Source organism: Pseudomonas oryzihabitans (genome assembly GCF_024652905.1).
In the GTDB taxonomy this organism is placed as follows: domain Bacteria; phylum Pseudomonadota; class Gammaproteobacteria; order Pseudomonadales; family Pseudomonadaceae; genus Chryseomonas; species Chryseomonas benzopyrenica.
This window is the reverse complement of record NZ_CP102428.1, coordinates 2,280,709-2,293,003: the sequence shown is the minus strand read 5'-3', so window position 1 is coordinate 2,293,003 and position 12,295 is coordinate 2,280,709. Positions and strand designations below refer to the sequence as shown.

Annotated in this window: 12 protein-coding genes; 6 read left to right on the top strand and 6 right to left on the bottom strand. The window is 66.5% G+C overall.

Annotated features, from left to right (window positions below; all coding sequences use genetic code 11):
- Positions 1-128 precede the first annotated feature (128 nt).
- The 4 genes from NRG74_RS10720 to NRG74_RS10705 all read right to left on the bottom strand — a co-directional run bounded on the left by NRG74_RS10720 (position 129) and on the right by NRG74_RS10705 (position 4,795).
- A complete protein-coding gene (locus NRG74_RS10720) occupies positions 129-1,082 on the bottom strand; it encodes a FecR domain-containing protein (protein ID WP_064306720.1) in 954 nt (317 codons plus the stop codon).
- Positions 1,079-1,594 (bottom strand): sigma-70 family RNA polymerase sigma factor, encoded by a 516-nt coding sequence (locus tag NRG74_RS10715; protein ID WP_257706483.1) that lies wholly within the window; start codon positions 1,592-1,594, stop codon positions 1,079-1,081. Before NRG74_RS10715 ends, NRG74_RS10720 begins: the two co-directional genes overlap by 4 nt.
- A gap of 246 nt (positions 1,595-1,840) precedes the next feature.
- The gene (locus tag NRG74_RS10710; RefSeq protein ID WP_208694483.1) at positions 1,841-3,034 is read right to left on the bottom strand and encodes a DUF2252 domain-containing protein; all 1,194 of its coding nucleotides are present in this window, start codon (positions 3,032-3,034) and stop codon (positions 1,841-1,843) included.
- A gap of 129 nt (positions 3,035-3,163) precedes the next feature.
- Complete coding sequence (locus NRG74_RS10705; protein ID WP_257706482.1) at positions 3,164-4,795, bottom strand: methyl-accepting chemotaxis protein; 1,632 nt, start codon at positions 4,793-4,795, stop codon at positions 3,164-3,166.
- 681 nt (positions 4,796-5,476) lie between these two features.
- Between NRG74_RS10705 and NRG74_RS10700 the strand changes: the two genes are divergently transcribed.
- The 4 genes from NRG74_RS10700 (at position 5,477) to NRG74_RS10685 (ending at position 9,254) form a co-directional block, all read left to right on the top strand.
- Complete coding sequence (locus NRG74_RS10700; RefSeq protein ID WP_017638989.1) at positions 5,477-5,833, top strand: YajD family HNH nuclease; 357 nt, start codon at positions 5,477-5,479, stop codon at positions 5,831-5,833.
- A gap of 152 nt (positions 5,834-5,985) precedes the next feature.
- Positions 5,986-6,639, top strand: a complete 654-nt coding sequence (locus tag NRG74_RS10695; RefSeq protein WP_257706582.1) for an ATP-dependent Clp protease proteolytic subunit — start codon at positions 5,986-5,988, stop codon at positions 6,637-6,639.
- 262 nt (positions 6,640-6,901) lie between these two features.
- Positions 6,902-8,386 carry a SulP family inorganic anion transporter gene (locus tag NRG74_RS10690; protein WP_257706481.1) on the top strand — a complete coding sequence of 495 codons (1,485 nt, stop codon included), beginning with the start codon at positions 6,902-6,904 and terminating at the stop codon, positions 8,384-8,386.
- A 16-nt stretch (positions 8,387-8,402) separates the two neighbouring features.
- Positions 8,403-9,254, top strand: a complete 852-nt coding sequence (locus NRG74_RS10685) for a universal stress protein (RefSeq protein WP_257706480.1) — start codon at positions 8,403-8,405, stop codon at positions 9,252-9,254.
- A 42-nt stretch (positions 9,255-9,296) separates the two neighbouring features.
- Here NRG74_RS10685 and NRG74_RS10680 read toward each other — a convergent pair whose 3' ends face one another.
- Positions 9,297-10,211 carry a LysR family transcriptional regulator gene (locus NRG74_RS10680; RefSeq protein WP_257706479.1) on the bottom strand — a complete coding sequence of 305 codons (915 nt, stop codon included), beginning with the start codon at positions 10,209-10,211 and terminating at the stop codon, positions 9,297-9,299.
- Positions 10,212-10,329: 118 nt separating this feature from the next.
- Here NRG74_RS10680 and NRG74_RS10675 point away from each other — a divergent pair, with 118 nt between their 5' ends.
- On the top strand, positions 10,330-10,590 hold the full coding sequence (locus NRG74_RS10675; protein ID WP_064306712.1) for a DUF2798 domain-containing protein: 261 nt from the start codon (positions 10,330-10,332) through the stop codon (positions 10,588-10,590).
- A gap of 22 nt (positions 10,591-10,612) precedes the next feature.
- Here NRG74_RS10675 and NRG74_RS10670 read toward each other — a convergent pair whose 3' ends face one another.
- Positions 10,613-11,266 carry a DUF998 domain-containing protein gene (locus NRG74_RS10670; protein ID WP_231893012.1) on the bottom strand — a complete coding sequence of 218 codons (654 nt, stop codon included), beginning with the start codon at positions 11,264-11,266 and terminating at the stop codon, positions 10,613-10,615.
- A gap of 131 nt (positions 11,267-11,397) precedes the next feature.
- On the opposite strand from NRG74_RS10670, the gene NRG74_RS10665 reads away from it, so the two are divergent.
- Positions 11,398-12,267, top strand: a complete 870-nt coding sequence (locus tag NRG74_RS10665; RefSeq protein ID WP_064306710.1) for a LysR substrate-binding domain-containing protein — start codon at positions 11,398-11,400, stop codon at positions 12,265-12,267.
- Positions 12,268-12,295: the final 28 nt, after the last annotated feature.

The window sequence follows — 12,295 nt, the reverse complement described above, 5'->3', positions numbered from 1 at the left end:
GCCGTCCTCTTGAGCGCACCAGGCGCGGGCTGCCACCGCTCCCCATGAGGGTGTCTGCAGCTATCCCGGACGAGCGCGGCAAAGTGCTCAGGGCAGTGCGAACTTTTTTTCGGGTGGATCGCCGGCGTTCAGGGCGCCCCCACCGCCACCCAGTAGCGGGTGCGGCGCGTGATGCGGATCGGCAGGGTGCGTTCCAGCGCCAGCAGGGCCTGGTCGGTGTCGTCCAGCGACAGGGCGCCGGACACCCGCAGCCCGGCGACGGCTGGGTCGCAGCGCAGCAGGCCGGGGCGATAGCGACCCAGTTCCGCCAGCACCTCGGCCAGCGGGCGGTCGTGGGCCAGCAGCATGCCGTGCGTCCAGAGGCTGGCGTCCTCGTCCACCGGGGCGCGGCGCTGTACGCCACGGGCGTCGAACCAGGCTTGCTGCCCCGCGGCCAGGCGTATGGCCGCACCCTGCTGCGGACGCACCTCCACGCCATGGGCGAAGACCGCCACCCGGCAGAGCGTCTCTTCCGCCCGTACGCTGAAGCGGGTGCCCAGGGCCTCGACCTCGCCCTGCGCCAGGCTGACCACGAAGGGCCGGCGTGGCACGACGGGATCGGCATGGGTGGTCACCAGCACCTCGCCCCGTCGCAGATGGAGGCGGCGGATGCCTGCGTCGAAGCGCACGTCCAGGGCGGAGTCGCTGTTCAGCACCAGCTGACTGCCATCGGCGAGCAGCAGGGAGCGCCGCTCGCCGATGGCAGTTGTCAGCTCGGCGCCCAACGCGTCCAGTGGCAGGGTGCGCAGGGCCAGCCAGCCGCTGGGAAGCCCCACCAGCAGGGCGGTGAGCAGGCGCAGGGTGCGCCGCCGACTGAGCGTACGGTCACCGACGCGGCGTACCGTCTGCTGGCCGATGTCCACGGGAACGCTGGCGAAGGTCCCCATGACCCGCTCGGCTCTTGCCCAGGCCGCGCCATGGGCCTCGCTCCGCGCGCGCCAGCGTTCGAAGGCCTGGCGCTGCGCCTCGTCGGCGCCGTCGAAGTTGAGGGTGAGCAGCCACTCGGCCGCCTCTTCGAGCAATTGCGGCGCGGGAAGGCTCATGCCTCGCACGCCACCAGGCAGGCCAGCAGGGCGCGCTGGATATGCCGGCGCACGGTGATCACCGCCAGATCCAGCCGTACTGCGATCTCGGCTAGGGTCAGTCGCTGGAATTGCGCCAGCAGAAAGGCCTCCCGGACCGGGGCGGGCAGGCCATCGAGCATGGCATCGATGCGCAGCAGGGCGTCGACGATCAGCCAGTGCGTCTCCGGCGACGGCACCTGGGCCTCCGGCAGGTGGGCGATGGCGTCGCGATAGGCACGTTCCACCTCCTGGCGTCGCCAGAGGTCGATCACCAACCCCTTGGCCACCTGCACCAGATAGCGCCGAGAGTCTTCACGCACCGGCAGGCGCCCGGAACCGAGAATGCGCAGGTAGGTGTCCTGGGCGATGTCCGCCGCATCCGGCGCGTTGCCCAGCCGCCCGCGCAGCCAGCCGCTGAGCCAGCCATGATGATCGCGATAGAGCTGATCCAACGCGATGGTGGGCGAGCCGGAAGACAGGGCAGGGCGCATAGAAGATCCTTGGCGCGAGCGCCGGTCTTTAAATGATAAAGCGTCTCATTTTAGTTAAAGGCGAGGGGTCGCACAATGCGCGATCGAGCGGATCGACTCAGCGGGTGAGTGGCTGAGGGTCGGTTGGGCACGGCCTCTAGCCACCGAGTCGGGCTGGGCGGTGCTTGGGGGCGGCGTTCGGGATGGTGGGCGGGAGCAAGCAGCGCGGCCCGAGGCGGTTAGCCCCGGGCCAGTTTCACGGTGGCCTCAGTCCTGCGCATGCTCCAGGGCATAGGCGCGGCAGTGGGCCAGGTAGCCCATCTCGTGGGCGCCCACCAGCTGCACCACGCTACTCCACAGCCAGGAGGGCGCATCCAGGGTGCGGGTGCGATTGCGTTGCAGGTCGCTCATCCACTCGACGCGGGTGGCCAGGTCCATCTGCCGGGCGTGGGCGCGACCGACCACCCGGGCCAGGTAGGCCGCGGCGCTCATGGCTTCGCGAGCGCTGAGTTCGTCCAGTTCCAGCTTGAGATCCTGGGGCAGCAATTCGCGGATGAAGAAGGAGTGATCCAGCAGGCGCACCGCCAGCATGCGATTGCCCAGGGCCGGGGAGAGCTGGCGAGCGCCTTCCACCACGCGCTTGCCGTTGTCGCGGGGCATGGTGGCATGGGCCACGCGCGGAGCGGCGGCGGCCACCGCCTGCTTGACGTCGATCAGGCAGTAGTCCTGGTCATCGCCGTCGTCCACGCCCAGCAGCACGGCGTAGCGGCGCAGGCCCAGGGAGCTGCAGCCCTTGACCCAGTAGGCACTGTCGAGCAGTTCGACGCGGCTGTCGTGGCTGCGGCCCTTGAGCGAGGTCACCAGGGCATGGAGGCCCGGCGTCTCGCACAACTCGGCGATAGCCTGGCGCTCGGCCTTGCTCAGCTGCCAGAAGTGCTTGCCCAGCGGCAGCTTGGGTCGAGTGTTTTCCATGCGCTCCTTGGCCAGGTGCTTCCAGGTGCGCTGCACCGCGCTGCGCATCCCGGCCTTGACCTGGGCCGGCCGCGGCACTTCACGCTCGAGATCGTCCTCGAAGGCTATCTCGTAGCCGCGCATCATCTCTTCGAGCATCCGCGCCGTGGTCACCCCCGGCAGGTCGGAACCGCGCGCCGCGGTGGCCAGCGACAAGGCCAGGCGCACCAGGTCGTGGGCCGGATTGCCGACCACGGTCTGGTCGAGGTCGCGGATGTTGACGTCGGTGGAACCGTGCAGGTCGCCGGTGGGGCCGAGGTTGCCGGCATGGCAGTCGCCGCAGATCCATACCGCCGGCCCATTGGGCAGGTTGCGGCCGGGCTGGCTGTGCAGCCACTCGTAGAACTGCACCGTGCTGCCGCGCACATAGGCGTGGGCGGAACGGGCCATTTTCAGATTGCGCAGCTGGTTGAGGCGGGGGAGACGATCGACGGGACGCGGGGTTTTCATGCAGGGCGCAGGCCTTGAGGGAGACGCCTTTGTGACCGTTGCGCTGAATGAATGTTGCGAAGTGTTTCGGCAAGTCGATCCCGGCCAGGTGCCGGGATCGAGGGGACAGGCTGCGGGGGAGGCCTGGCGCTAGCAGCGAAACTGGCCGATCTGCCGATTCAGGTCATTGGCCAGGGCATCCAGGGAGACGGCGGTCTTGACCGTCTCGTCGATGGCCTCGCTGTTTTGCTGGGCCATCTGCGCCAGGCGCTCCACGGTGCGGGCGACGTCATGGCTGGCGGCGGTCTGTTCGCGCAGGGACAGGGAGATCTGGTTGACCACCCGTACCACCTTGTCCGAGGAATTGTTGATGCTGACCACCGCCTCGCCGGCCTGATTGGCCAGATCGACCCCGCCGTTGACCTGGCGCACTCCCACCTCCATGTCGCTCATGGCCGCCTGGGTCGCCGCCTGGATCTTCTCGATCATGGCGGCGATCTCCTGGGTGGAGTTGGTGGTGCGTTGCGCCAGCTGGCGGACCTCGTCGGCCACCACGGCGAAGCCGCGCCCCTGTTCGCCAGCCCGCGCCGCCTCGATGGCGGCGTTGAGCGCCAGCAGGTTGGTCTGGTCGGCGATGCCCTTGATCACGCTGACGATGGACGACACCCGTTCCGAGTGCTCGCCCAGTTCGCCGATGCGGGTGGCCGAGGACTGAACCGTGCCGGCGATGGATTTCATGCTGTCCACCGAGGCCTGGATGGTCTGGCCGCCGTCCTGGGCCAGGCGACCCGACTGGCTGGAGAGGTCGTGGGCTTCCCCAGCGTTGTCGGACACGTGGTTGATGCTCACGGTCAGCTGCTCCACGGTGGCCGCCATGCTGGAGGCGGCACTGGATTGCTCCTGGGCGGCGGTGGACAGCTGCTGGGAGTTGGCGGAGATGCTGTGGGAGGCGGCGACCAGTTGGTCGGTGCCCTGCTTGATCCCCTGGATCATGTCGCGCAGCCTGTCCTGCATCTGGCCGAAGGCGGTCAGCAGCTGACCCAGCTCGTCACGTCCGCCGGCAGGGATCGGCGAATCGAGTCGGCCGGCGGCGATGGCCCGGGCGATGGCGACGGTCTGGGCCAGTCGACCCACGATGGTGCGCGACAGCGACCAGGCGATGCCCAGCGCCAGCAGCGCGGCGAGGATGCCACCGCTGATCAGGATCAGCATGGCCTGCTGCTTGGCGTCGTCCATCGACTGGGTACGGCTGTCCAGCAGCCGATTCTCCCGGGTCTTGATCTGCCCCAGCAATTCGCGCATCGCGTCCATCTTGCCCTTGTCCTGGGCGGTGGCGATGCGGGCGGTGAGGGTATCCAGCGGCTGGGTACCGGCGTTGACCTGCCGGCGTAGCGCCAGAATCTGCTGCACGGACTCGTTGTTCCATTGCTGCTTGGCCTGACCCAGCTGGGCCAGACCGGCCTGCTGCTCGGGATTGTCGCGGGTGAGCTGGGTCAGGTCCTGCAACTGATCGGCGAACTGTTGTTCGCCTTTGTTCAGGGGTTCGAGAAACTCGTCCTTGCCGGTCAGGGCGAAGCCACGCATGCCGGTTTCCATGTTGACTAAGGCCAGCAGGGCGGCATCGGAATCCTGCAGCACATGGTAGGAGTGGATGTTCTGCCGGACGGCCAGGTTGACTTGGGTGAAGCCATGACTGGCCGCCAGGATCAGCGCCAGGATGATGACCAGGATCGCGCCGAAGCCGAGTCTGAGTTTGTTCGAGATGGTCAGCTGTTGCAGCATGGGAAAACCTCAAGCGCTAGGTAGTCGACTCACGCCCAGGGGGCAAGGTTAGGGGTTATGGCGAGCTAGCGGAGGGGAACGCGACTGATCCGTGTCTTGCGTTGACGGCGGGGAAGCGTGACTCCTGGTGGTACAGGTATCGCAGGTGACGCGGCTCGATCATCCCTGTGGCGGAGCGAGCGCCGGAAATGGCTTTTTCGTTCAAGAACCGCAGGCCAGAGCGTCTGAGCCTGGCGTTGGAGCGGTAGTCCATGAAAAAGTTTTATGTGACGCAATAAACATTTTTGCGGTCAGGCGCGATTCGTAGGAAGGGTTGCTGCCCGTGAAGGTGAGGGCGAATAAAAAGCTGTCAGCGCTCCAGCTGCGCCAAGTGCCTGGCCAATTCATCGGCCTCCGCTGGGCTGGCGGTGTCGATGAACCCACCAGCAGGCTCTGGACGTGGGGCGCTTGCAGATGCAGCGCGACAGCGCCTGGGCTGCCAAGCCGTCGGCCTGGGCGGCAGTTCGATCCGTGCGCAGGGCATTCGCCAGCGCTTCGGCAAACCGATGGCGGCACTGGCGGGAAGGTTAAGCCTGAGATTAAGAGGTCGGGCGATCGGCCGCCGGATCCTATGGCGAGCGCTCACCGGGAGCGCCAGGCCCAGGCTATACTGGGCCTCTCTCCCGACCACCCAGGTGCAGCATGGCTACCGATACCTCGAAGCTGGATCGAATCCTCGCCGAGACCCAGCGCGAGCGCGAACGCGGCTATCGCGAAAAAGCGCTGAAGATGTATCCCCACGTCTGTGGTCGCTGCGCCCGGGAATTCGCCGGCAAGCGCCTGAGCGAGCTGACCGTGCATCATCGGGACCACAACCACGACAACAATCCCCAGGACGGCTCCAACTGGGAATTGCTCTGCCTGTACTGCCACGACAACGAGCACAGTCGCTACACCGATCAGCAGTATTTCAGCGACAGCTCCCTGAGCACGCCCAAGGTGGCCCAGGCGACCCACAACCCCTTCGCGGGGCTGGCGGGACTGCTGAAAAAGGACTGAGCGCACAGCGATCCAGGCAGTCCGTCCTGCCTTAAGCCGATCTTAAGTCTCGCCCTCTAGCGTTTCAGGTCTTTGGCCGATTGCCGACCTGGGAGCGAGAGGGGATGAGACGTTCGAGCGTTGCTAAACGGTTGGCCGCCGGGGCCTTGGCCGTGCTGGCCGCAGGCTGTCTGCCGGAGGCCTCCGCCGAGATGGCCGTCATCCGCGGCGAGGGCACGGCGGCCAGCGCCGACACCGCGTCGGTGTACTTCAACAGCGGTATCAACGATCGCTCGGTCAGTTCCCTGCTGGCCGCCCTGAGCGACATCGCCCTCAAGTACCCCGCCACCAAGAACGTCAACCTCTATCTCAACAGCCCTGGCGGCAGCATGGAGGCGGGCTATGTCGCCTACGAATTCATCCGCCACTATCCGCTGCACATCAATACCATCGACGCCGCCGCGACGGATTCATCCGCCACCATGATCTATTGCGCGGCCGAAGATCGTTACGCGGCGCCGCTCGCCAGCTTTCTCCTGCATCCGGCCGCGGCGGCCATCGCCGTCAACGGCTACATGAAGCCGGATCAGGCCAAGCAGGCGTTCGAGGACGTCGAGCGCGAGAACCTCAAGTTCCGTGAGATCTACAAGGGCTGCCTCAAGCTGACCCCGGAGGAGCTCACCACCTTGCTGTCCTCCGAAAGCAACAGGCGACGATTGGGCTACGATGCGGCCAAGGACATCGGTTTGATCACCCGGGCGCCGGACCGGCTGCCGCGTGGGACCGACCGGGCTACCTACCTCGTCAGCGACGGCGGAAGCCGGTGAGGGCAGGTTGACGCCCGGCCAGACCGGCAGGTGCGGTCTACAAACGCTCGTTCTTTCGTGATACCTTTGGGGTATGCATTGCCCCTCCCGCGACTGGCAACCCAGTCCCCCATAGCTCGCACCTCTCCCGTCCTTGCTCGCTGACGCAAGGACGTCTGCCGTCCTGTCGCGCCCGCGGCGTGGCGGCTGCCAACCCTGGAATTCACGCCTGATCCGGCGTCTGCCACTCGCTCGACGGGTCAGGCACAGGTGCGAGTTGTCCATGTTGAATACCCTCAAGACGCATTGGTTTTCCAATGTGAAGAACGATGTGCTGTCCGGATTGGTCGTCGCCCTGGCGCTGATCCCCGAAGCCATCGCCTTTTCCATCATCGCCGGACTCGATCCCAAGGTGGGGCTCTACGCCTCCTTCTGCATCGCCGTGGTGATCGCCTTCGTCGGCGGTCGCCCCGGCATGATCTCGGCGGCTACCGGCGCCATGGCGCTGCTGATGGTGACCCTGGTCAAGGAGCACGGCCTGCAATATCTGCTGGCCGCGACCCTGTTGACCGGGGTGCTGCAGATCGCTGCTGGCTATCTGCGCCTGGGTGCGCTGATGCGCTTCGTGTCCCGTTCCGTGGTGACGGGCTTCGTCAATGCCCTGGCGATCCTGATCTTTCTGGCCCAGTTGCCCGAGCTGACCCATGTCGGCTGGGAGGTCTACGCCATGACCGCCGCCGGACTGGGCATCATCTATCTGTTCCCGCTGCTGCCGGTGGTGGGCAGACTGCTGCCCTCGCCGCTGGTGTGCATCCTGGTGCTGACGGCCGTCTCCCTCGTCCTGGGGCTGGACATCCGCACGGTGGGTGACATGGGACAGCTGCCCGATACCCTGCCAGTGCTGCTCTGGCCCCAGGTGCCGCTGACGCTCGACACCCTGCTGATCATCTTGCCTTACTCCCTGGCACTGGCCGTGGTGGGGCTGCTGGAGTCCCTGATGACGGCCACCATCGTCGACGACATCACCGATACGCCCAGCGACAAGAATCGCGAGTGCAAAGGGCAGGGGATCGCCAACATCGCCGCCGGCCTGCTGGGCGGCATGGCGGGCTGCGCCATGATCGGCCAGTCGGTGATCAACATGAAATCCGGCGGACGCACCCGGCTGTCAACACTCTGCGCCGGCGTCTTCCTGCTGCTGATGGTGGTGTTTCTCGGTGACTGGCTCGCCCGGATCCCCATGGCGGCCCTGGTCGCGGTGATGATCATGGTCTCCATCGGCACCTTCAGCTGGGATTCGATCCGCAATCTGCGGCGGCATCCGCTTTCCACCAACCTGGTGATGGTGGCCACCGTGGTGGTCGTGGTCGCCACCCACAACCTGGCGCTCGGCGTGCTGGTCGGGGTGCTGCTGGCTTCGCTGTTCTTCGCCAACAAGGTGGGGCACCAACTGACGCTGACGTCTCGTCTGGAAGCGCCCGGCATTCGCGTCTACGAGGTGCGTGGCCAGGTGTTCTTCTCGTCCACCGCGGCCTTCATCGAGGCCTTCGATTTCAAGGAGGTGCTGGACGAGGTACGCATCGATCTCAGGGCGGCTCAGTTCTGGGACATCACCGCCGTCGCCGCCCTGGACAAGGTCGTGCTCAGGTATCGCCGGGAAGGCGTGACCGTGCAGGTCCTGGACCTCGATCAGGCCAGCGCGACCCTGGTCGACCGCTTTAGCATCCACGACAAACCCGGGGCCGATAGTCAGCTGTTGGGCCACTGAGAGGGAGAACAGACCCATGAAAGACATCATCGCTTGCCTCGACGGTTCGCCGCTGACAGCCAGCGTCTGCGACCATGGCGCCTGGCTGGCACAACGGCTGGAGCTGCCCCTCACCTTGCTGCATGTCCTGGAGCGCAGCCTCTATCCCACCGCCCCCGATGCCAGCGGCACCATAGGCCTCGGTTCGCGCGAGCACCTGCTCGAGGAACTGGCGCGGCTGGACGAGCAGCGCGCGCGTCTGGCGCGTGCCGATGGCGCGGCGCGGTTGGCCGGGGCCGTGGAACGGTTGCAGGACAGCGGGCTGGTCACGGCGCCTGCCACGCTCCAGCGGCACGACTACCTGGTGGATACCCTGCGTGAACTGGAGGCGGACATGAGCCTGCTGGTGATCGGCAAGCGCGGCGAGCACGCCGGTCGCCGCGGTATCGGTAGCCAGCTGGAAACCGTGGTGCGAACACTGCACAAGCCTATCCTGGTGTGCGCCGCCGACTTCCGCGAACCCCAGCGCTTTCTGCTCGCCCATGACGGTAGCGAGGCTACCCATCAGGGACTGCTGGAGGTCGCCAGGAGCGGGTTGCTGGCAGGGCTGCAGGGCGTGGTCCTGCAGGTCGGTGAGTCCACGCCGGCGCGCGTGGCCGAACTGGAGGCCGCTGCGGAGCTCCTGCGTACCGGCGGCAGCGAGGTGACGATCCACCTCGTGGCAGGGCATCCGGCCGAGGTGATTCCCGAGCGGGTCCAGGCCTCTCGGGCCGACCTGCTGGTGATGGGCGCCTACCGCCATTCCGCCGCCCGGCGCTTGCTGCTGGGCAGTCAGACGTCCCACCTGCTGCACCACACTGACATCACCACCCTGGTACTGCGCCTCTGAGAGAGAGGCCCTGGTCGCTACGGCGGCCAGGGCCTTCGCCTGTCAGGAATCAGATTGCAGGGCCTGTTCGAGAAAGTCGATGAAGGCGCGAACCTTGCCGCTCAGCGCGGAACGCTCGGAAACGCAGGCATAGATGTCCATCGGCTCCGACTGCGCGGCGGTGGCGTCTTGGCTCTGGGCGTCGAACAGCGACACCAGCTGGCCCCGCTCGATCAGCGGCAGGGCGACGAAGTCCGCCAGGCGCGCGATGCCGCCCCCGTTTACGGCGAGCTGGGCGATCATGTCGATGTCGTCGCAGACGAAGCCAGGGCGGGTAGCCGCCTCGAAGATCTGACCCGCGCGCACGAAGCGCCAGGGCAAATAGCGTCCATCGGTGGGATAGCGAAACAGCAGGCAGGCGTGCTGCTGCAGCTCTTCCGGGGTGCGGGGTGTGCCGGCCTGTTCGAGATAGGCGGGCGCGGCGCAGAACACAAAGGCACGAGAAGCGATCCGGCGAGCGACCAGGCTGTCGCTCAGCTGCGCCTTGATCCTCAGGCTGACATCGATCTGTTCCAGGCGATGATCCAGGCGCCGGTCGCTGCCGATCAATTCGATGTCGATGCCCGGATAGGTCTGTTTGAACGCCGGCAGCAGCGGCGCGAGCAGGTGGCGGCCAAAGGCGGCGGTGGTGGCTATCCGCAGCGATCCCTGCGGCTCGCTGGCCAGGGTAGCCAGGTGGGCGGCGATCTCGACGTCCTGGGGGATGTGCCGGACTTTCTCGAAATAGCGGGCGCCGCTTTCGGTCATGGCGAGACGGCGCGTGGTCCGCGACAGCAGCCGTACGCCCAGATGTGCCTCCAGACGAGCGATGCTCTGGCTCACTGCGGCCGCGCTCAGGCCCTGCGCGCGAGCGGCGCCGGCGATGCTGCCGGCTTCCACGACCCTGATGTAGGTACTGATCAAGCCCAGGATGTCCATGGGATCCCTGCCGAAGGATTCGTTGATCTTTGTTTATAGTGAACCAAGGCAGGGAAGGCTACCGGCAGAGACTCGCCCTTGTAAGCTTGGCCTCGATTCCTTGACCCGAGGCAACCCGATGAAGCCGATCAGTCCCGCTACTTCCATAAAGCCACGCTTTCCCAAGCGAGCGACGCCCTATGTCTTCGCTCTCTATATGTCGACCATCATGGCCCTGCTGATGTGCCTGGTGATCACCCTGGCGGAGTTCGGCTTCGACGCCGACTACTTCAGGAATGTGATGAATGCCTATCAGGTGGCCATGCCGTCCGCCTTCGTCTGCGTGTTGCTGGTACGGCCTCTGGTCGCCCGACTCGTCGCCCTGACCGTCCATGCCTGAGCGGTTTCAGGCGGCTTGTCGGTCACGGCCGGCCACCTGGGCTGCGCCTGGCCATTCCGCTCAGGACGGCGAGCCAGGCGACGCCCACGGCATAGTTGAGGCGCTGGTAGAGCCCGAAGCCTTGGCCATCGGCGACCGCGCTCGCCATCATGCCCGCGGTGACCAGGGCCAGCAGGGTACAGATCGCCGAGAAGGCAGCCAGGCCGGGCGAGGCCAGCAACCGCTTGCCGAGCCACGCCCAGAGCGCGCTCGCCAGGGTCAGCGACAGGAACATCACCAGGCCGGCCAGGTTATGCAGTTGCTGGGAAACGGAGGGCTGCAGCGGGGCGCAGCCCTGGTCGCAGGGGAACAGCCCGGTGGCGAAGCTCGCCAGGCCGTGGAGCAGGATCAGGGCCGCGCTCAACCCGGCCAGGCGCGACGTGCGAAAACGTCTGGCCAGTCCCAGGGCGACTAGCACGAACAGCACCCCCAGAGGAACGTTGTTGAGCCAGGCGGAAAATCCCTGAGTGGGCGCATCGACAGCCCCCAGCCGACTCAGGGCATGATCGACATGGCTGTAACCGGGATACGCCAGGGCGGTCAGCCCTACGCCGATAGTCAACCAGAACGGAATCAACAGACCCGTGCCCAGCAGCAGCCGATCCATGCGGTTCCAGGCGAACGTCCTCGTCATCATCACTGCTGCTGCCTCCCTGGTATCGTCTGGTCATGCTAGGAGGTGCTGGCGGGCGAGCGTTACGGATTTTTTTGCAAGGCAGCTTGCCCAGGCGTCATCCTGGGGCGCCCCGCTGCCAAGGATGACCGCTGATGACTAGACGCCTGCCCAGTACTACGGCGCTGGTGGCCCTGGAAGCGGCCGCCCGCCATCTCAGCTTCGCCAAGGCGGCGCAGGAGTTGTCGCTCAGCGAGGGCGCCATTAGCCGGCAGATCGCCAAGCTGGAGGCTGCACTGGGCGTCAGACTGTTTCTGCGGATCGGCAATCGCGTCGAGCTTTCCGCTGCCGGAGCCCGCTATGCCGCGCACATGCGCACGGCCCTTGCCGACATCGAACGCCACACGCGGCAACTGGTCGCCCAGGCCCGCGGCACCACCGCGCTGGAGATCGGCGTCATTCCGACCCTGGCGGGTCGCTGGCTGATCCCGATGCTGGCGCGCTTCCAGGCGCGCCATCCGGACATCGAGGTCAATCTGCGCGAGCGGACGCAGCCCTTCGCCCTGGAAGACAGCGGACTGCACGCCGCGATCAACTATGACCATCCGGTCTGGCACGGTCTGCGGGTGCAGCCGTTGTTCGAGACGCAGCTGGTCGCGGTCTGTCATCCACGTCTGGCGGGCAATCCTCCGGCCAGCCTGCCGCTCCTGCACAAGCTGGAGAGTCCGCACAGCTGGGCCCGTTATGCCACGCTCACCGGGTTACCCCTGGGCGCCCAGGCGGTTGGTCCTACCTATGATCGCTACTCGCTGCTGATCGAGGCCGCCAAGGCCGGCTTCGGCATGGCCCTGGTACCTGAGCACTACATCGAGGAGGATCTGGCCGCCGGCCGACTCCAGGCGCCCTGGCCGGTCCTGCCGGAGCTGCGTGAACGCTATGTGCTGGTCACCCGTCCCACGACGGAAATCGATTCCGCGCTCGCAAGTTTCGAACGCTGGCTGCTGGAAGAGGCGAGGATGGGGTGAGGGAGATCCGGTCGTAGGTTGGGTTGCG

Bases quoted from the DNA above. Each gene is read 5' to 3' on its own strand.
- NRG74_RS10720 (WP_064306720.1), bottom strand. From the start codon at position 1,082: ATGAGCCTTCCCGCGCCGCAATTGCTCGAAGAGGCGGCCGAGTGGCTG.
- NRG74_RS10715 (WP_257706483.1), bottom strand. From the start codon at position 1,594: ATGCGCCCTGCCCTGTCTTCCGGCTCGCCCACCATCGCGTTGGATCAG.
- NRG74_RS10710 (WP_208694483.1), bottom strand. From the start codon at position 3,034: ATGAAAACCCCGCGTCCCGTCGATCGTCTCCCCCGCCTCAACCAGCTG.
- NRG74_RS10705 (WP_257706482.1), bottom strand. From the start codon at position 4,795: ATGCTGCAACAGCTGACCATCTCGAACAAACTCAGACTCGGCTTCGGC.
- NRG74_RS10700 (WP_017638989.1), top strand. From the start codon at position 5,477: ATGGCTACCGATACCTCGAAGCTGGATCGAATCCTCGCCGAGACCCAG.
- NRG74_RS10690 (WP_257706481.1), top strand. From the start codon at position 6,902: ATGTTGAATACCCTCAAGACGCATTGGTTTTCCAATGTGAAGAACGAT.
- NRG74_RS10685 (WP_257706480.1), top strand. From the start codon at position 8,403: ATGAAAGACATCATCGCTTGCCTCGACGGTTCGCCGCTGACAGCCAGC.
- NRG74_RS10680 (WP_257706479.1), bottom strand. From the start codon at position 10,211: ATGGACATCCTGGGCTTGATCAGTACCTACATCAGGGTCGTGGAAGCC.
- NRG74_RS10675 (WP_064306712.1), top strand. From the start codon at position 10,330: ATGAAGCCGATCAGTCCCGCTACTTCCATAAAGCCACGCTTTCCCAAG.
- NRG74_RS10670 (WP_231893012.1), bottom strand. From the start codon at position 11,266: ATGATGACGAGGACGTTCGCCTGGAACCGCATGGATCGGCTGCTGCTG.
- NRG74_RS10665 (WP_064306710.1), top strand. From the start codon at position 11,398: ATGACTAGACGCCTGCCCAGTACTACGGCGCTGGTGGCCCTGGAAGCG.